The 19,067-nt window shown below is 40.1% G+C and carries 16 protein-coding genes; 10 read left to right on the top strand and 6 right to left on the bottom strand.

Annotated elements, in window-relative coordinates; translation table 11 throughout:
* Positions 1 to 66 precede the first annotated feature (66 nt).
* Complete coding sequence (locus tag B2727_RS11695; RefSeq protein ID WP_033132933.1) at positions 67 to 1,029, top strand: ribonuclease Z; 963 nt, start codon at positions 67 to 69, stop codon at positions 1,027 to 1,029.
* A gap of 255 nt (positions 1,030 to 1,284) precedes the next feature.
* Positions 1,285 to 2,898, top strand: coding sequence for a TROVE domain-containing protein (locus tag B2727_RS11690; protein WP_033132934.1), 1,614 nt, complete (start codon positions 1,285 to 1,287; stop codon positions 2,896 to 2,898).
* Positions 2,899 to 3,804: 906 nt separating this feature from the next.
* Here B2727_RS11690 and B2727_RS11685 read toward each other — a convergent pair.
* The gene (locus B2727_RS11685; RefSeq protein ID WP_005313381.1) at positions 3,805 to 4,095 is read right to left on the bottom strand and encodes a hypothetical protein; all 291 of its coding nucleotides are present in this window, start codon (positions 4,093 to 4,095) and stop codon (positions 3,805 to 3,807) included.
* A 535-nt stretch (positions 4,096 to 4,630) separates the two neighbouring features.
* Here B2727_RS11685 and B2727_RS11680 point away from each other — a divergent pair.
* The 5 genes from B2727_RS11680 (at position 4,631) to B2727_RS11660 (ending at position 9,036) form a co-directional block, all read left to right on the top strand.
* Positions 4,631 to 5,899 carry an RtcB family protein gene (locus B2727_RS11680; RefSeq protein ID WP_033132935.1) on the top strand — a complete coding sequence of 423 codons (1,269 nt, stop codon included), beginning with the start codon at positions 4,631 to 4,633 and terminating at the stop codon, positions 5,897 to 5,899.
* A 29-nt stretch (positions 5,900 to 5,928) separates the two neighbouring features.
* On the top strand, positions 5,929 to 6,660 hold the full coding sequence (locus B2727_RS11675) for a hypothetical protein (protein ID WP_225761706.1): 732 nt from the start codon (positions 5,929 to 5,931) through the stop codon (positions 6,658 to 6,660).
* Positions 6,661 to 6,687: 27 nt separating this feature from the next.
* Positions 6,688 to 7,146, top strand: a complete 459-nt coding sequence (locus B2727_RS11670) for a DIP1984 family protein (RefSeq protein WP_033132936.1) — start codon at positions 6,688 to 6,690, stop codon at positions 7,144 to 7,146.
* Between the two features lie 258 nt (positions 7,147 to 7,404).
* Positions 7,405 to 8,454, top strand: a complete 1,050-nt coding sequence (gene rtcA / locus B2727_RS11665) for an RNA 3'-terminal phosphate cyclase (RefSeq protein ID WP_033132937.1) — start codon at positions 7,405 to 7,407, stop codon at positions 8,452 to 8,454.
* Positions 8,455 to 8,466: 12 nt separating this feature from the next.
* Positions 8,467 to 9,036: an RNA 2'-phosphotransferase gene (locus B2727_RS11660; RefSeq protein ID WP_033132938.1), complete on the top strand. Its 570-nt coding sequence runs from the start codon at positions 8,467 to 8,469 to the stop codon at positions 9,034 to 9,036.
* A gap of 18 nt (positions 9,037 to 9,054) precedes the next feature.
* Here the strand turns inward: B2727_RS11660 and B2727_RS11655 are convergent, their stop codons facing one another.
* The 4 genes from B2727_RS11655 to pheA all read right to left on the bottom strand — a co-directional run bounded on the left by B2727_RS11655 (position 9,055) and on the right by pheA (position 14,727).
* Positions 9,055 to 10,515, bottom strand: a complete 1,461-nt coding sequence (locus B2727_RS11655; protein WP_033132939.1) for an aminoacyl-histidine dipeptidase — start codon at positions 10,513 to 10,515, stop codon at positions 9,055 to 9,057.
* A gap of 102 nt (positions 10,516 to 10,617) precedes the next feature.
* Positions 10,618 to 11,001: a hypothetical protein gene (locus tag B2727_RS11650; RefSeq protein ID WP_004653914.1), complete on the bottom strand. Its 384-nt coding sequence runs from the start codon at positions 10,999 to 11,001 to the stop codon at positions 10,618 to 10,620.
* A gap of 291 nt (positions 11,002 to 11,292) precedes the next feature.
* On the bottom strand, positions 11,293 to 13,542 hold the full coding sequence (locus B2727_RS11645; RefSeq protein ID WP_033132940.1) for a bifunctional prephenate dehydrogenase/3-phosphoshikimate 1-carboxyvinyltransferase: 2,250 nt from the start codon (positions 13,540 to 13,542) through the stop codon (positions 11,293 to 11,295).
* A 75-nt stretch (positions 13,543 to 13,617) separates the two neighbouring features.
* Positions 13,618 to 14,727 carry a prephenate dehydratase gene (gene pheA, locus B2727_RS11640; RefSeq protein ID WP_005204264.1) on the bottom strand — a complete coding sequence of 370 codons (1,110 nt, stop codon included), beginning with the start codon at positions 14,725 to 14,727 and terminating at the stop codon, positions 13,618 to 13,620.
* A 191-nt stretch (positions 14,728 to 14,918) separates the two neighbouring features.
* Between pheA and B2727_RS11635 the strand changes: the two genes are divergently transcribed.
* Both B2727_RS11635 and B2727_RS11630 read left to right on the top strand, forming a co-directional pair.
* Complete coding sequence (locus B2727_RS11635; protein WP_033132941.1) at positions 14,919 to 15,854, top strand: alpha/beta hydrolase; 936 nt, start codon at positions 14,919 to 14,921, stop codon at positions 15,852 to 15,854.
* A gap of 116 nt (positions 15,855 to 15,970) precedes the next feature.
* Positions 15,971 to 16,594, top strand: a complete 624-nt coding sequence (locus B2727_RS11630) for a hypothetical protein (protein ID WP_033132942.1) — start codon at positions 15,971 to 15,973, stop codon at positions 16,592 to 16,594.
* 53 nt (positions 16,595 to 16,647) lie between these two features.
* Here the strand turns inward: B2727_RS11630 and B2727_RS11625 are convergent, their stop codons facing one another.
* Complete coding sequence (locus B2727_RS11625; RefSeq protein WP_033132943.1) at positions 16,648 to 17,793, bottom strand: acyl-CoA dehydrogenase family protein; 1,146 nt, start codon at positions 17,791 to 17,793, stop codon at positions 16,648 to 16,650.
* A gap of 247 nt (positions 17,794 to 18,040) precedes the next feature.
* On the opposite strand from B2727_RS11625, the gene B2727_RS11620 reads away from it, so the two are divergent.
* Positions 18,041 to 19,036 (top strand): glycosyl transferase family protein, encoded by a 996-nt coding sequence (locus B2727_RS11620; protein ID WP_033132944.1) that lies wholly within the window; start codon positions 18,041 to 18,043, stop codon positions 19,034 to 19,036.
* Positions 19,037 to 19,067: the final 31 nt, after the last annotated feature.

Here is a 19,067-nt window from a genome sequence, read left to right as displayed (position 1 = left end):
ATTTCTATAATATTTTATATATGTCTATTATATACAATACGCAATTCGATGAAAAATTCCAACAATATGCTTCATTTTACTTTTTTAGGCACATCTTCTGGTGTACCCACGCCCACACGCAACGTTTCTGCTCTAGCAATCCGCAATAGCAAGAATAAAGACTGGATACTGGTTGATGCAGGTGAAGGTACACAGCATCGCATTCAACAGGCCAAACTTTCATTACAAAGCTTAGTTGCCATCTGCATCACCCACGTACATGGTGATCATTGTTATGGATTGGTCGGCTTATTGGCCAGTGCAGGTATGAATGCCCGTACTGCAGCCTTAACCATTATCGCGCCCAAAGAAATTCAACAATGGATTGAAGTTACAGCACAATTAACAGATTTACATTTGCCCTATCCACTCAACTTTATCGATGTGAATGAAGCAACTCAGATACTACAGTTAACCGATGAACTCTCGATTCAAGCTCATCCACTGAGTCACCGTGTACCCAGTTTTGCATTTAGTGTTATTGCGCAATACACTCAAAAGAAATTAGATACACACGCCTTAATTCAACTCGGCGTAGCAAAAGGCAAAGTTTGGGGGGATTTACAGCAAGGCTTAGACGTCCAATTTAATGAGCAAACCTTAAACGCGGTTGATTTTATTCAAATCCAAACGCAACGTGCACATGCAATTGTCGGTGGAGATAATGATCGTCCTGAATTATTGGCACAAGCTTGCCAAGATGCCCAGCTCTTGATTCATGAAAGCACCTACACCCAAGCCATTTTAGATAAAGTGGGTTCAGGCCCCATGCATAGTTCGGCAAAGATGGTTGCAGAATTTGCTCAACAACAAGGTCTAAGCAATCTGATCCTGACACACTTTAGCCCACGCCATCAAGACAGTGCTGGACAGCAAGTGATTGCGGAAGAAGTTAGAAATTTCTATAAAGGCAACTTCTACTTGGCTCATGATTTTGATCAATTTAGCTTAGACGAGACAGGTCGGCTTTTAAAAATCGATAAATCTTAATAGATCCTCTGGTATATGATCTATCAATAAAATCTCAGGATAGATTCAATATCTTTCTAAATACTTTTATATCTATTTAGATATATTTTACATATTAAAATCCACTAACTTTTTCCAATAAAAAAATATTAATTATTTTATTTTCAATAATTATCAATACCTTATAAAAACTTAAAATAAAAACAAGAATGTTGGCACACTCTCTGCAATAACACATCCAAGAGACAACAACTTGAATTTTATAGAGGATGAGTCATGGTAAACCAGACAATTTTTGCCTCTCAGGCAACTAAAAAACAATTGATCAGTAATGAAGCTGGCGGTCGTGCATTTCAATTAAATCACCGTCAAGCCTTAGCTCAGCTTGCTGCAACAGGCACGTTGAATCATACCTTTTATCAAACCGCACAAATGCAATTGGATCAAGTATTGGTACTAACACAAGATATTGATGCAGAATTTATTGCTAAAACGGCAGTTTACACTCGCCAAAATAACCACATGAAAGACATGCCAGTTTTACTATTGGCAATTTTATCACAACGCGATCAAAGCTTATTTAAAGCAGTATTTCCATTGGTGATTGATAATGGCAAACAGTTGCGTAATTTTGTACAAATCATGCGTTCAGGGGTAATACAACGCAAATCTTTGGGCAGCTTGCCAAAGAAAATGATCAATCAATGGTTGATCAATGCCAATGAAAATCAATTGTTGGCAGCCAATATTGGCAATCAGCCTTCTTTAGCAGATGTATTAAAAATGACTCATCCAAAACCTAAAGATGCAACTCAGGAGGCGTTCTTTGCTTATGTGCTCGGTAAAAAATACGAGCTTGAGCAGTTGCCTGCCAAAGTTCAAGCCTTAGAAAAATTCCGTCAAGGTTTAAGCCATGATGTTCCCGACTTGCCAATGCAACTTCTCACCAATTTACAACTTTCAGCACAGCAATGGGCTGAGATTGCTAAAAATGGAGGTTGGCAGATGTTAAGAATGAACTTGAATACTTTTGCTCGTCATGGTGTATTTCAAATCGAAGGCATGGATGAAATCATTGCAAATAAATTACAAGATCAGGATATGATTCGCAAAAGCCGAGTTTTGCCCTATCAATTAATGACAACTTGGTCGGCATTGGATGATGCGGTCCCTCAAGTTGTACGGCAATCTTTGGAACAGGTGATGCAAGCCGCTTTGCAAAATGTGCCTCGCCTCACTGGTCGCGTGGTTGTTGCGATTGATGTCTCAGGTTCAATGGCAAGCCCCGTGACAGGCTATCGTAAAGGCGCAACATCAACTTTACGTTGTGTCGATGTGGCATCGTTATTTGCTTGTGCGTTAAAGCAAGTAAATCCTGACATTCAAATTATGCCGTTTGATACCCAACTTCATTCATTGAATATTGCGGAAAATGAATCTGATCAAGCAAGCTTATTTGGTCGATTAAAACAGGTTTTTACAGGTGGTAAAACAGGCTCAATTTTTGAAGTCGCCAAACAATTTGCTGCGCTTGGTGGCGGTGGAACGGATTGTAGCATTCCATTAAATCGACTCAATCGAGATCAGACACCTGTCGATTTGATGATTTATTTTTCAGACAATGAGTCTTGGGCTGACCAGTTACGCACACGCCATAAAACAGGCATGTTGTATGAATGGGATATTTTAAAACAACGCTGTCCAGAAGCAAAATTGGTCTGTGTAGATTTACAGCCATATACGCACACTCAAGTACCTGAACGTACTGATGTGATGAATATTGGTGGTTTTAGTGACCATGTATTTACGCTGATTGATTTATTTTCGCAGGGTAAAATGCACGCTGATCACTGGATCAATGAAATTGAACAAAGCAAATTACCGACTTGATTCGTCAAGTCTGTAAATAGGGTAAATGCTTTAGGAACTACATCTTTCCAATGCTTTTGTTTCTAAATTCAATTTGTTACCCTATAATAAAAATTGCACAAATGCAGATGGAACTACATCACTATCCTTCCAAGATAGCTCAGTGAAAGCTGGCTCGATGTTTCATCATTATTGTTGTGCAAGGAATGGTTGTAATAAATGCCGATGGAACTACATCTTGTAGATAAAACGTTTCATTACACCTTGTTATTACAGCCAACCAGTAAAATGCAAATAGGACTACATTTGTTGAGGGTTCAAGTCCCTTCAAATTGATGAAAATTAGTTTGTAGCTCAATTGGATAGAGCCATGTATAAAAGGTCTTATCATTTTTGTTTACTGGTCTATGCAAAATGCAGTCAGGACTACAATAAGGGGTTCACCGTTAGCAATAACTTGATGGTTCGAGTCCATCTTGATCGACCTCGATCAATGGCGGAAAGGGAAACGCAGTGGAAGAGTTGTCTTGGCGATTAATTGTTTGCATATTTTTTTGTGGTACGGCATAAAATGCTTTTAGGACTACATCCTACCCCATAAATGTGAGTAACCACTCTCACCTGCATCTACAGTGTATGCAGTCGTCTAAATTAAGGCATATGATTTAAGTCTTAGATAATTTTGTTTATGTCGCTTCATCACAAATGCCAATGGGACTACATGATGAATGCGAAAGCATAGAGTTCAAATCTCTAATCCTTTTTAAGGAAAGTCTCATTATTTTTGTTGTGATGATCATCTTTAATCTCAATCAAATGCGATAAGCACTACATAGCAAAATCGTGCGTAGTTGTATATCTATTTTCATAGATAAGGCAGCTAAGGAAAAAGTGTTTATCCTCCTTGTTGATTGAGATTCACCCTCTTTATGGAATATCAGGCGAAAAGAAATCAAATATTCTTCGTAATAGGCGAAATGGTAAAGTAATAATTCGATACACCACTTCAATAGAAGTATCAATCAAATCGAACCAATCCCAAACATCATTTCGACGATGATACCCCTCTCGTTTCGGTTTCACCCAATAAGCAAATAAAAAACAAACTAAACTTAGTGCGAGAAGCATAAGAGTAAAATCTTGCAACAAGAACTGCACAAGACAAAATACCCCTGCAACAAATAAAATAATCGTGAGTAGATAACGAAAAAGGTCCATAGGACTTGGCAATTTATTTCTATTTTGCTAGGGTTATAACATGTCTTTATACAAAGACATACTTACATCCAGATTAAACAACAGATTTTCATCTGAAAAATATCAAACAGCTCCCCATCCATTTGCTAAAGCAGCGATATAAAACACCCATGAGAAAAGACAAAGCTTGATATCAAATAGAAATCAGGATTTCTCTCTTCGACCCTGTACTCAACAATGCCTTATAATTTAAAATTGCAAGCGAGCTAAAATTTGCTTGGAAAAGCAAATATATGACAACCAAAAAATATCTTTTAAGATATTTCCATATCTAATTAAATACAAACTCCAAGCAGAAAGAAAACCAACACATCTCAATTAAATACAATTAAAATAATATTTTTATTAATTATCAATACCTTAAAATAATTTATAGTTGATTTTTAAAAAGTTGGCACAGTCACTGCAATAGTATAAGCACACAATATCATTGGGATCTTGTGAATATCACCTGCCTGCAAACGCTTGGCAGGCAGGCTTTGAAAGGAAAATTAAAATGTCTGTCGTTGAACAAATCAACCAACAAGCTCAATTTGAACAAGAACAGCAACAACGTGCTTATCAAGTTTTAAAAAATGAAACGAGTATGCCAGTAAAAATGTGGACCAATGGTGTGCTTGTTGACGACAACTCAAAACAACAATTGCTGCAAACTGCCCAAATGCCGTTTATTTATAAATGGATGGCAGTAATGCCAGACGTTCACTTTGGCTTAGGTGCAACCATCGGAAGCGTGATTCCAACTAAAGGTGCAATCATTCCTGCTGCGGTCGGTGTCGATATTGGGTGTGGAATGATGGCGACTCGTACCAGCTTAACCGCTTCTGATTTACCTGATAACCTATATGCTTTACGTACTGAGCTTGAGCGCTTGATTCCACACGGAATGACCAAACGTGGACGAGATAAAGGTTCTTGGGAAACACCACCTGAAATGGTAGATCAAGCTTGGGCTGATTTAGTTGCAGATTTTGAGTTAATCTGTGCGAAGCACCCTCGCCTAAAAAACACCAACAACCGCAAGCACTTGGGAACTTTAGGAACAGGAAATCACTTTGTAGAAATCTGTTTAGATGAACATGACCATATTTGGATTATGTTGCACTCAGGTTCTCGCGGTGTGGGTAATGCCATCGGTAATCATTTTATCGAACTGGCGCGCAAAGATATGCAAAAGCACTTTATTAATTTACCCAATAAAGATTTGGCTTATTTAGTCGAAGGAACTGAACATTTTGATGATTACTGGTTTGCTGTAGGTTGGGCACAACGCTTTGCCATGAAAAACCGTGAAATCATGATGCAGTCTGCAATTAAAGCCTTAGCAACGATTATTCCGAAACCGTTCCAAGCCCGATTAGAAGCCGTGAATTGCCACCATAATTATGTGGAAAAGGAAGAACATTACGGCGAAGAAGTGATGGTGACTCGTAAAGGTGCTGTTCGTGCACGTTTGGGGGAATATGGAATTATCCCAGGGTCAATGGGTGCCAAGTCCTTTATTGTTCGCGGGCTTGGAAATCAGGAATCGTTCTGTTCATGTTCGCATGGCGCAGGACGCGTAATGAGCCGCGCTGAAGCAAAACGACGTTTTACCTTGGAAGATCAGATTGCGCAGACTGAAGGTGTGGAATGCCGTAAAGATGCTGCTGTAATCGATGAAATTCCATCGGCCTATAAACCGATTGAAGATGTGATGAAAGCGCAACAGGATTTGGTTGAAGTGGTGTATACATTAAGACAAGTGGTTTGTGTTAAGGGTTAAATATGATCCATGAGGTTGAGGAAAATAAAATGACTACTCTAACTGATTTAAAAAATTTAATTACAGAGGCTTATCAACTATTTTCCTCATATTTAATGGGGGATCAATTCGAGGTTTGTCATGGTACTTGCTGCTTACAAACCGCTGATGGTGAATTATTAAAACGTCTACCAGTGGCACAGCTTAATTGCCGATTGATTTATGAATATCTTGATGCTGCTGAAAGTATGGATAAATTTGCATTAGCACAACAAATTAAACATTTGCTACCTAAAATATTGGAATTACTGATTCAAGGCGAAAACCTTAGTCATAGCACAGAAATTATTTTAAACAAATGTTATTTTAATTTAGAGAACGCTTGGAAAACGAAAGAAATCCAATTTATGCAGAAATTTGCTTTGGCTTTCTTCCAATATAAAGCAATATATTTCGATGAAAATTATAGCTTAGATGAATACATTACTATGTTTCATCTAGCCGGCTTAGATATTCAACCATTACTTGATGAGTGGGTTCTTTTATTAACTCACTATTCAGCATTAATCAATTTAGCAAATATGCTCAATTATTGGTTCTACAAAGGTATCTACAACAATAGTTTTGCGGATCACAAGCTAAAACAAATCATGTATGTTTGGATTAAAAATTCAGAGCATCAAAATATCATATTAGATCAATTTCTATATGCACTTGAACAGAATAGTTTAACTCCACAGCAAATAGAAACAATCAATTCCGCCTCTTATCATCTTTATTAAAGAGAAATGGAAATAAAGGTAAATAAAATGAAACTCGCAGAAGCACTTTTACTGCGAAGCGATCAACAAAAAAAGCTCGCTTCATTAAAACAACGGATCAACGCCAATGTATTGGTACAAGATGGCGATGAACCCAGTGAAGATCCAAATGAACTGATCAAACAGGTATTTGCTTTAACCCAAGAAAGTAATCAGTTGATTTGTCGTATTCATTTGACCAATGCACAGGCCAAGTTGGAGGATGGCAAAGTTCTGCTGTCCCTATTAAGCTTGCGTGATAGTTATGCTGAACAGCATAAGATTCTGGTTGATGCGATTGCCAATACCCATCGTGAACCGGATCGATATAGCTCACGTGAGATTAAATGGCAAAAAGTTATCCCTGTTTCTAGTTTGCAAAAACAAGCCGATGATATCAGCGCGAAACTTCGCGATTTAAATATCAAAATTCAGGCTGCCAATTGGCAGATTGATTTAGTCGAATAGACAACAGATTTTGTGAATTTAGTTCACAATCACAGTTTGGACATACTGGGCGAGTACAAGATCCTGCGTTACTCCGATCTGAGGGATTGAAAATAATTCAGGCGGCTATGGCAGCATGTGAGCCGTGCATCAATCTTCACTGATTAGGCTCAGCACCATGTACCTAGCAAACCTTTGCCAAAAGCAAAGTCACGCGTTACTTCGCATTACCATGTACTGACAGTATGTTCATTAAATTAGAAAATAAGGAAAATAGACGTGAATAAAGCTTTGGCAAATATGCCAGTAACTATCCAGATTGATGGTTCACAAGGTGAAGGGGGTGGACAAATTTTAAGAACCGCCATTGCCCTTTCGATGATTACAGGTCAAGCATTTGAATTAATCAACATTCGTGCTGGGCGGAAAAAACCTGGCTTAATGCGCCAGCATTTAGTCTGTGTACAGGCATCTCAACAGATTAGCCAAGCGTATGTAGAAGGTGATGAACTCCATAGCCAGCGTTTGTACTTTGCACCGCAACATGTACAAAGTGGAAAATACCAATTCCAGATTGGTTCGGCAGGAAGCACAACTCTGGTTTTGCAAACCCTGTTACCTGCTTTGTTATTGCAAAATGAAACCAGTGATCTCACGATTTCTGGGGGTACTCATAATCCACTTGCACCAACGGCAGATTTTATCGAGCATTGCTTTTTACCAGTATTAGAAAAACTTGGAATAGAGGTCGAGTTTAAGTTAAATAAAGCAGGTTTCTTTCCGATTGGTGCAGGTGAAATTCAAATCAAGATTCAACCGTGGCAACATCGAAATAAGCTAAGCTTATTAGATCGTGGCGCTTTGCAAACGACAAAGGCTTTTGCGGCAGTACTCAACCTTTCCGAAGAAGCACAAATCGCACAACGCGAATTAGCAACTTTAAATAAAAGACTAAAACTGGATACACAGCAGCAATTCCATTTAAGTGGGATCAGTCAGGGCAATACGGTGTATGTCAAAGTTGAACATCAGCAGCACATTCAGCTATTCACGGCTTTAGGTGAAATGCGTAAAAGTGCAGAACAAATTGCCAATCATTTGGCGGAACAGGTAAAGCAATATCTGGAATCTAATGCTGCAGTCGATGAATATTTAGCGGATCAGTTGTTATTACCTTTGGCATTGGGACAAGGGGGCGAATTTACCGCACAATGTATTAGTGAACACACCCGTACTCAGGCCACGATGATTGAAAAATTTATTGATTGCAAAATTGAATTTATCGAGTTGGATAAAACGCTATTTCAGGTCAAAGTAAACGTAGAATAGTGAATATTAAATATGAAAGAACATACTCAAATAAGCAAATTTTTAAGCCTGATATTAAGACATAAGCCTGAACAAATTGGACTTCAGCTTGATCAAGAAGGTTGGGCAAAAATTGCTGAGCTCATTGAAGCTGCGCAACAACACGACGCTCGTCTAGATGAAGCATTACTCCATATAATCGTCGAACAAAATGATAAAAAACGCTTCCAAATCTCAGACGATGATTTGATGATCAGAGCTGTTCAAGGCCACTCAACACATACCGTACAACGGCAAATGATTGCGCTTGAGCCACCACAATATTTATTTCATGGCACAGCGAGTCGATTTATAGATTCAATTCAGACGCAAGGCCTAATCGCAGGACAGCGCCATTATGTACATCTAAGTGAAAATAAAGAAACGGCCTTGAATGTAGGCCAACGCTACGGTAAGCCTGTACTCTTCTTAATTAACACACCGCAAATGTATAAAGATGGCTTTGAGTTTTATCAAGCAGAAAATGGTGTTTGGCTAACAATACATGTACCAACACAATATTTATCGTTGATTGATCAGACCAAGACAGGATCATTGGTCTGATCTGATTCTAAGATTCAGTTAACGCACACTTTCCAAAGCTGTCACCAATAACTTCCAGCATTTCTCTACCGTGTCGACTTTAACTCTTTCACCGGGTGCATGTGCGCCCTGAATATCAGGGCCAAATGACACCATCTGCAAATCAGGATAATGCTCTGCAATAATGCCGCACTCTAAACCAGCATGAATCACTTTCAAGTTCGGCTCAATTCCAAATGCAGATTGATACGCTTGTTGTAAGCATTTCAATGCAGCTGAATCTGGATTTGGTGTCCAACCTGAGACCAACGGTGTTAATTCAGATTGAATCTGGAAATTGGCAAAGTGCTGTTGAATGTTATGTGCAAATGTCACTGCTTCTTGGTTGACCATCGAACGAACCATAATCAAAGTTTTGGTTTCGTCTTTCGTCAGTTTGACCACACCAATATTATTCGAAGTCTCAACCACATCAGCTAAAGCACGGCTCCACTGTGCAATGCCGTATGGACACGTTGCCAATGCCTGCAACCAAGCTTGTTGCTGCTGCAATGTCATAACTTCATTTATCGGGTTGACATTTTGCTGTACGCTGATCTGTAGCTGATCATCAACGCCCTGTAGCTTTTGTTGCCATTCAACCTGTGTTGCTGCGACGGCTTTTTCTAGACCAGTCAATTGATCTATTTTAATTGCAATGGTTGCCACAGCTTCACGTGGGATGGCATTACGTGCCGATCCACCGACAAATTCAACCAGTCGACCATTGGATGGTGCCAAATAATCATTCAGGAAATTGGCTAAAATCACATTGGCATTACCACGACCTAAATGAATATCAACCCCTGAATGGCCGCCTTTTAGACCTGACACCAGCACATCTACATAAATTAAATTAGCATGTGCTTTTTCATATTCAATTGGCTGCCCTGCTTCTAGGTCAATACTCCCAGCACAGCCAAGATACAACTCGCCCCATTCTTCGGTATCAATATTAAAAAGCCACTGTCCTGTTAAAACACCTGACTCAAGTAAACGAGCACCACTCATTCCTGCTTCTTCATCAATGGTTAGCAGAACTTCAATCGGTCCGTGGGCGATATCGCTAGATTCTAATACAGCAAGTGCCAGCGCAACTCCAATGCCATTGTCTGCACCTAGTGTGGTATTTTCAGCAATCAGCCAGCCGTTTTTTAATACAGGTTGAATGGGATCTTTAAAGAAATCATGTTGCGTACCACGATTTGCCTGAGTCACCATATCTAAGTGCCCTTGCAAAATCACACCTGCAACGTGCTCTTTACCTGCTGTAGCAGCTTTTCGAATAATTAAATTACCAATGTCATCGACATAAGTTTCTAGGTTGCGCTGTTCCGCCCAATCTTTTAAATGTTGTCTTAGTTGTTGTTCATGCTTGGATGGTCGAGGAATCGTACATAAGGTCTCAAAATGTTGCCAAACTGCTTGGGGTGATAATTTAGAAAAATCGACCTGTATCATGCACCTATACTCTCAAATAAAGCGTTTAAATCAATATACACCATACAACTCAAATGGCGGTGCTTAAATCACTTCAATTAAGATTTTATGCGCAAAATTGACTTAGCTTTTCCACACAAACTGAGAAAAACTATGTTCTGCTTTTAAACTGTTTTCAACAGCCTGAGCCAATTGGCGGATAATACTTTGTGTTTCTATACGCTCAAACCAAGCTTGTTCTTGCTGTGGATTGGCTGAGATTTCACAAAGAATATGTCCTTCGGTATCTTGCTGCGAGCATAAGATTGAAAGTGGTAACTGGTGATTGTCGATACGCACTTCAATTTTTTCATGCTCATGACGAATATGCTGTGCATCAAAGCCATATTGTTCTAATTGTTTATATAGCAATGCAGCCACGTACTCTTGCGTGATATAGCATTCATTCGGTGGATGATCAACCACCCCATGTTTTGGGCAATCTGCTATAAATTGCAACGTTTTCATGCTATTCCCTCTATTTTTATGTTTTTAACTCTGGATCGCAGAGTAAATCCGACGCGAACGGTAAGAATTATTATATATACAATTGTCTTTAATAGATTAGCTGATTGTCTTAGTTCTATAGCTAAATTGATAAATTTAGACCCGATTAGATATGTACATCTACAAACTCAGCATTTTTCTTATTTAAGCGTTTTCGCCTTATGTTTAGCCAATTGTTTTTATGAATATGCTTATAAAAAAAGCAGCATTTAACTTAATTAATCAAGCTAAACACTGCCTTTCCAGATCAGCTTATGGATTCACAACCTGCAAATCCAAACCTGCAGTATTTGCAAGCTCGGTGAAGGTTGGGAAACTTGTTGCCACAGTTTCTGTACCATGAATGGTGATGTTACCTGAAGTACGCAAACCAGCCATACTAAAACTCATAGCAATACGGTGGTCATGGTGTGACTCAATTTCACCACCAGCGAAAATAGCAGACCAATCACCTGATTTACCTTTACCTTCAATGATGATGCCATCGTCGGTTGGGGTACAGTCAATGCCCATAGTTTTCAAACCATCTGCCATCACTTGAATACGATCAGATTCTTTAACACGCAGCTCAGCTGCTCCTGTTAGAACAGTTTGACCTTCGGCACATGCAGCAGCAATAAATAATACTGGGAATTCATCAATTGCTAATGGCACTTGGTCTTCTGGCATATGAATGCCTTTCAGCGTTCTAGAACCTTTGATATGAATATCTGCAATGGGTTCACCACCTGCAATACGTTCATTTTCTACAGTTAGATCAGCACCCATTTGCTTAAGAATTTCAATGACACCTGTACGCGTTGGATTGATGCCAACCGCTTCAAGGATCACATCGGCACCTTCGGTAATTGCAGCACCGACCATAAAGAATGCCGCTGAGGAAATATCCGAAGGTACTTGAATATCGGTACCGACTAATTTGCCACCACCGATAAGCGAGATTTTATTGCCTTCGGTTTTCACATCATAACCAAAAGCACGTAACATACGCTCGGTATGATCACGGGTTGGTTCTGGCTCAGTCACTGAAGTTTCACCCGCAGCCCATAAACCCGCCAATAAAATGCCTGATTTCACCTGAGCAGACGCCATTGGTAAGTCATATTGAATGCCTTTTAATGCTTGGCTACCTGTAATGCTGACTGGAGGTGTGCCTTTCTCACCGGTGGTTTGGATGAGTGCACCCATTTCACGAAGTGGTTTTGCAATACGTTCCATTGGACGTTTAGACAATGACGCATCACCGGTCATCACTGAATCGAACTTCTGCGCAGACAACATGCCAGATAGCAAACGCATACTGGTGCCAGAGTTACCCATATACAAAGCACTTACTGGCGCTTTTAAACCTTGCATGCCCACGCCATGAATAGTGACTTCACCATTCTTCGGTCCTTCGATGCTCACACCCATATCACGGAAAGCCTGTAAAGTTGCGAGTGCATCTTCACCTTCCAAGAAGCCTGTTACATGTGTTGTGCCTTCTGCAATCGCCCCAAACATGATTGAGCGATGTGACACAGATTTGTCACCTGGTACGGTGAATTTACCTGTAAATGTTTTCTTTCCCGGTAAAATGGTAAATTGCTGTGTCACCTTGTTTTTCTCCATCAAAGGTTTTTTGGCCAACATATGGTTAAAGTGCTGACGTGCTGCTTGAGCATGCCCGAGCAGTCCCATCAACGCGTGCGAATCTTCCTGTTCAATCAATTTCTTTAAAACGGACAATTGCTGTTCAAAGCCATCAACAGCATTCAGAATTGCAGTTTTATTGGCAAAGAAAATATCATGCCACATCTGTGGATCACTGGCAGCAATACGCGAGAAGTCACGAAAACCTCCTGCTGCATAGCGGAAAATATCTAAATTATCTTCACGATTTGCCAGTTGCTCGACCAGATTGAATGCCATCAAATGCGGTAAATGGCTGGTATGTGCCAATACTTCATCGTGTTTGGTGACATCCATACAAATCACTTCTGCTTTTGCAGCAGACCAAAGTTGAATCAGTTTTTCAACCGCCCAATCAGCACTGGTTGGAAGTGGTGTCAAAATCACTTTATGATTGACGAATAAATCAACTTTACCTGCATGTACCCCAGTATGCTCAGCACCTGCAATCGGATGCCCTGGTACAAAACCAACAGGTAGATTTTCACCAAATACGGCTTTTGCGGCTTCAACCACATTGCCTTTGGTACTACCGACATCGGTAATGATGACATTGTCTGCAAGATAAGGCTTGATCTGTTCCAACACTTTTTGTGTCGCACGAACAGGTAATGCTAAAACAATTAAATCTGCATCCTGAACTGCTTCTTCTGGCGTTGCATAACCGTGTTGAATAAGACCGAGTGCCTTAGCATCTTCTAATGTTTTTTTTGAGCGTGTTGAAGCCACAATTTGAGCTGCAAGTTGTTCTGCCACAATCACACGAGCAAGACTCGACCCAATCAGTCCAAGCCCAATAAATGCAACTTTCTTAAATAATGGTTGAGACATAAAACATATTTGCCTAATGAGACGACTTTGATATGGATAGATACCGAAGTCATCTATCCATACGATAAAACGGGATTATAAAACAGCGATTGGATACGAACCGAGTACGCGTAACTCTTTTACCATTGGACGGATTTCTTCCAATGCCGCCGCAACATTTTCCTGACCGATATGTCCTTCTAAATCAATAAAGAACACATAAGCCCATTTCTCAGGCAATGCAGGACGCGTTTCAATACTGGTCAAGCTGATCTGATGCTTGGCAAACGGCGCAAGAATTTCCAATAAAGCACCCGCACGATCATGCGCAGAGATCAATAAAGAGGTTTTATCATTACCGCTTTGAGGAATCTTCTCACGCCCAATCACAAGGAAACGTGTGGTATTTTCAGGATTATCTTCAATATTGCTATGTAAAATCTCAAGGTTGTACATACTTGCCGCAATATCAGATGCAATCGCAGCTGAATGCCACTCGTTACGAATACGACGTGCCGCTTCCGCATTTGAGTTTAGCGCGACACGCTCTACACCTGGATAATGTGCATCTAACCACTTACGGCATTGTGCCAAAGTTTGCTGATGCGCATAAATCTGCTTAATACTATCTTTGCGAGTATTTTCAGATACAAGGAACTGATGATGGATACGAAGTTCAACTTCACCAATTACATTAACTGTCGATGATTTAAAGCAATCCAGTGTATGGTTGACGATACCTTCTGATGAGTTCTCCACGGGAACGACACCATAATGTGCACTACCCGCTTCAACTTCACGGAATACTTCATCAATGGTTGGCAATGGACGCACAACAGCATCTTTACCAAAATGCTTTAATACCGCAGAATGGGTATAAGTCCCTTCTGGTCCGAGGAATGCGATGCTTTGTGGTGCTTCAAGTGCCAAACATGCTGACATGATTTCACGGAACAAACGTGCCATGGTCGCATCAGACAAAGGTCCCTGATTACGCTCCATGACTTTACGCAGCACTTGAGCTTCACGTTCAGGTCGATAAAACAGCGGATTCTCTTCGGATGCAAATTTCGCTTTGGCTACAGCTTCTGCAAGCGTCGCACGGCGGTTGAGTAACTCTTGGATTTGTTGATCAACACTATCAATATCGTTACGAATTTGTTCTAAATTAAGTGAATTCGATGTGTTTTGTCCATCGTTTACCATTGAATGCAGCCTCAGCAAAATCATCTATAAGAATGGATTACAATTCATCTGTGAATTGATTATCCGAGCTAGTATAACAACACTTTAAGCTATTAAACACGCTGAGTTTTAACTCTTTTTATTACCGAACTTTATTGATAATGATTTTCATTATATATTGCTAGCAAAATTTCAATGCTTGCGAATAAATTATGTTTAAACCACTTGGTATTTTGACTTTTTCTCTGCTCATGGCAACACCATTGGCTTTTGCTCAACCGACGATCTCGAGTTCAAATAAAGCGCCTCTTAAATCACAAACCAATATTCAACAAAGCTTTGTAATCGCATCCAAATATACAAAACATGATTATTTGATTCAGATCTCGGTTCCTGCTGGTGAAGTCCCAAGTGAAGGTTTTCCTGTGCTGTATGTATTGGATGGCAATGCCGCATTTGATAGTGCTGCCAATATTGCTAAGTCGGTGGGTGGTGGTGCCAATCGTTTGGGCTTGAGTCCAGTCGCTATTGTTGCAATCGGCTACCCACAGCAAAACAGTTTTGATGTCGAAAAACGTGCTTTAGACTACACCCCAAAAGCATCGGCTGAATTTCAAAAACAAGCCAAGTACACTTATGGTGGCGCAGACCAATTCATTCAATTTCTTGAGAAAGAACTAAAGCCTGCGATTCAAACCAAAATTAAAGTTAATCCACAGCAACAGAGTTTATTTGGACATTCCTTTGGTGGACTATTTGTTTTACACACTTTCTTTAGCCAACCGCAAATGTTTCAACGTTATATTGCGGCCAGCCCTTCACTCTGGTTTGATAATTATGCGTTGCTCAATCGGCAGGCAGATTGGTTAAAGAATCAAAATAAAACTCAAGATATCATGCTGATGACCACAGTGGGTACACATGAACATGGTCGAAGTCCAACACCAGACGCTGAATCCTTGCAGAAGCAGAATAACTTCTATCAAAACTTTAATCAGCAACGTTCAAAGCATTTCTTGTTCTTGAATTATCGACATCCTGCTGAACAGCATTTGACTAATATGTATGCCAGCTTACCGAAAGCGATTATGTTGGCAGGTTGTCAGCCACAAAGTTGTTCAAATCTATTTGATGAACCAACACCATAAAGTCCTGAATAAACATAGCTAAATTTAAGCGGGCTATTTGTTCCACTTAAATTTGAACTTTTCTATAGAATAGATTGGTTATACTGCAAGAAGATGTCATAACAACAGTAAATACAATGAATAAGATTTTCAGCTTAGCTTTACTGAGCCTAATTAGTATCGGTTTAACCGCATGTAGCGGTTGCCCCATGATTGCAGGTTGCAATGGCACCGATCGCTCACCTTACTTTATCACTCCTGTGGGCAGTCAAGCTCGAGGAATTCCCATCCCCCATCAAACCAAATTGACTTATCAATCACAGCACTTTAAACAAGAATTTCAGCAAACTCATGCTTTAAAAGAACAGAACTTAACTGGTATCGCCTTGCCTGAAAATACTGCAATCCTTTGGGGCGGTATGCCGGTTGAGCGGTTTATTCAATATGCCAATCCCGCAATGCAGGGCTTTACGGTTTACCCTGCAACAGGGTTTAAATCAGAACAATCCAATGCATTCTTAAATTTATGGAAAAGTTGTGAAAGTGACTTAGATATCAACTTAAAAAACACCAATGACTGGTCATTTAATCCATCTAATATGCAAATACGAGGCTGTGGCCGCTTTCAACAACGCAGTGAATATACGGAAGATACCTTTCGGCAAGATGAAGCCAATGAGTTTCTTAGAAAGATCAACCAAGCCTTACAGCAATTACCTAAACAACAGAACTATCCCATGATCCAAAGACCAAGCAAATAGTTAAAACAAAACAGCCTGCTCAAAAGCAGGCTATTTGACGAGATAAATGCCAATTAAGCTTTACCGATAATGCCACGCGCCACGATTTCTTTCATAATCTCGTTGGTTCCGCCATAAATACGCTGAATGCGCGCATCAACAAAGAAGCGTGAAATTGGATATTCAGTCATATAGCCGTAGCCACCAAATAATTGCAGCAAGTTGTCAGCCACTTTCATTTGCATATCAGTACTAAAGCTCTTCAAGGCTGCGGCCGTTTCTACATCCAGTTTACCTTCATTATATAAAGCCACGTTTTGATTATAGAAAGCGGCTGTTGCCAACTCATCAATCTTCGCTTGTGCCAATACAAAACGTGTATTTTGGAATTGTGAAATTGCCTGACCAAAGGCTTGGCGTTCTTTTACATATTGCGTGGTAATATCAATCGCACCACGAATTGCACCCAATGCAGTCGCAGCAATCGCAGTACGTTCACGCGGAAGCTCTTGCATCAAGTAAGCAAAACCTTGCCCTGCTTGACCCAACAATTGATCTTTCGGTACTTTGACATTATCAAAGAATAATTCTGAGGTGTCTTGTGAATGCAAACCAATTTTGTCGAGGTTGGTGCCCTTTTTAAAGCCTTCTAAATGTGTATCCACTAACATCAAAGACACACCTTTGGCACGTGCTTGTGGATCCGTCTTCACTGCAAGAACTACAAGATCCGCATGCTGACCATTTGAAATAAAGGTTTTTGAACCATTTAACAGATAATGATCATCTTGCAGGATGGCACTGGTACGCATCGCCTGTAAATCTGAACCAGCACCTGGTTCTGTCATGCCAATGGCACCGACCACTTCACCCGATACCATTTTTGGTAACCAATACTGTTTTTGTTCTTCTGTTGCAATGTGTTGGATATAGGGTGCTGCAATTTCAGAGTGACATGAAATCGCGGTTGATAATGCACAGTAGCCCGCACGTGCAGACTCTTCAACCAACATCAATGAATAATGCGTTGGCACACCATAACCACCGTATTCTTCTGGGACATCGACACACAAGAATCCATTTTCGCCTAATGCGTTCCATACTGAACGCGGCATGATGCCTTCACGTTCCCATTGCTCATAATGAGGTGCAATCTGCTCGCTCATAAAGCGTTTAAAGTTATCGCGGAAGAGTTCCAAATCTGAATCGTAAGCTAACATCATTATTTCCTTTCGCTTTCATTGTTCTTAAAAATTCGTTCGCAGTCATGCTAATAACTTTTAGATAGGTTGTCATGTCCCGTTTACATCAAATCACTAGACTGATTCGGTCAATAATTTTGTTTGCATCGTCTATCTTTAGACAACAGTTGCTTATTGATTAAACAGCTTGTTGGTTTTTTTATGCTACACAGCTCAGTTTTATGTCATATTCGTTTTATTCTTTGTGACAACCTTCAATACGACCATGAACACAAAACGTAATATCTATAAAACCGCTGAACATCCTTTTGCTCAATATGTGCGTATTTTAGGTAAGGGCAAAACTGGTTCCCGTTCGCTCAGTTATGAAGAAGCCTATCAAGCCTTTAGCATGATTTTAAAAGATGAAGTCTTGGATGTGCAGTTGGGTGCATTCTTGATGCTCTTGCGTGTTAAAGAGGAATCTGTCGATGAATTAGCAGGTTTTGTCCAAGCTACGCGAGATCAACTCAACTTTCAGCCACTTGAGGTCGATCTTGACTGGTCTTCTTATGCAGGCAAGCGTAAGCACTATCCATGGTTCTTATTGGCAGCACTGACTTTAGCACATCATGGTTACAAGATTGTGATGCATGGTGCATCAGGTCACACCATTAACCGTGTCTATACCGAACAAGTTTTACAATACTTAGGCTTTTCAATTTGTCAAAATCAACAGGATGTCCGTGAACAACTTGAACAGCACAATTTTGCTTATCTACCACTTGAAGCCATTTCACCAATTCTAAGTGAATTGATCTCGCTAAGAAATGTGATGGGGTTACGCTCTCCAATCCATACTTTGGCACGCTTAATTAATCCATTTAATACCAAAGCGACCTTACAAGCGATCTTCCATCCAGCTTATCGTACTTCACATCAACAGACTGCGTTCCGCTTGGGTTATCAAAACAGTGCAGTGATTAAAGGTGAAGGTGGTGAGTTTGAACGTAATCCTGATGCCAAAACGTTAATTTGTGGCATTAAAAATGGTGAATTGTACGAACACGAACTACCAAAGTTAACCCCTGACCGTAGTCCGATTGAAGAAGAGCTTGATTTAGCTGTGTTTAAAGCGGTTTGGTTGGGCGAACATACGCATGAATATGGCGAATTGGCAATCGTCGAAACGATGGGAATCGCGTTGTATACCATGGGTGTAGTCAATAGCTATGATGATGCAATGGAAAAAGCGAAAGAATTGTGGAAGAGTCGTTTCTGATTATACGAATGACCAAGGTTATATCGGATAG

Origin of the sequence: Acinetobacter sp. UBA991, assembly GCF_002292065.1 — a bacterium.
Classification (GTDB): domain Bacteria; phylum Pseudomonadota; class Gammaproteobacteria; order Pseudomonadales; family Moraxellaceae; genus Acinetobacter; species Acinetobacter higginsii.
This window is presented reverse-complemented; position numbering and strand designations above follow the sequence as displayed.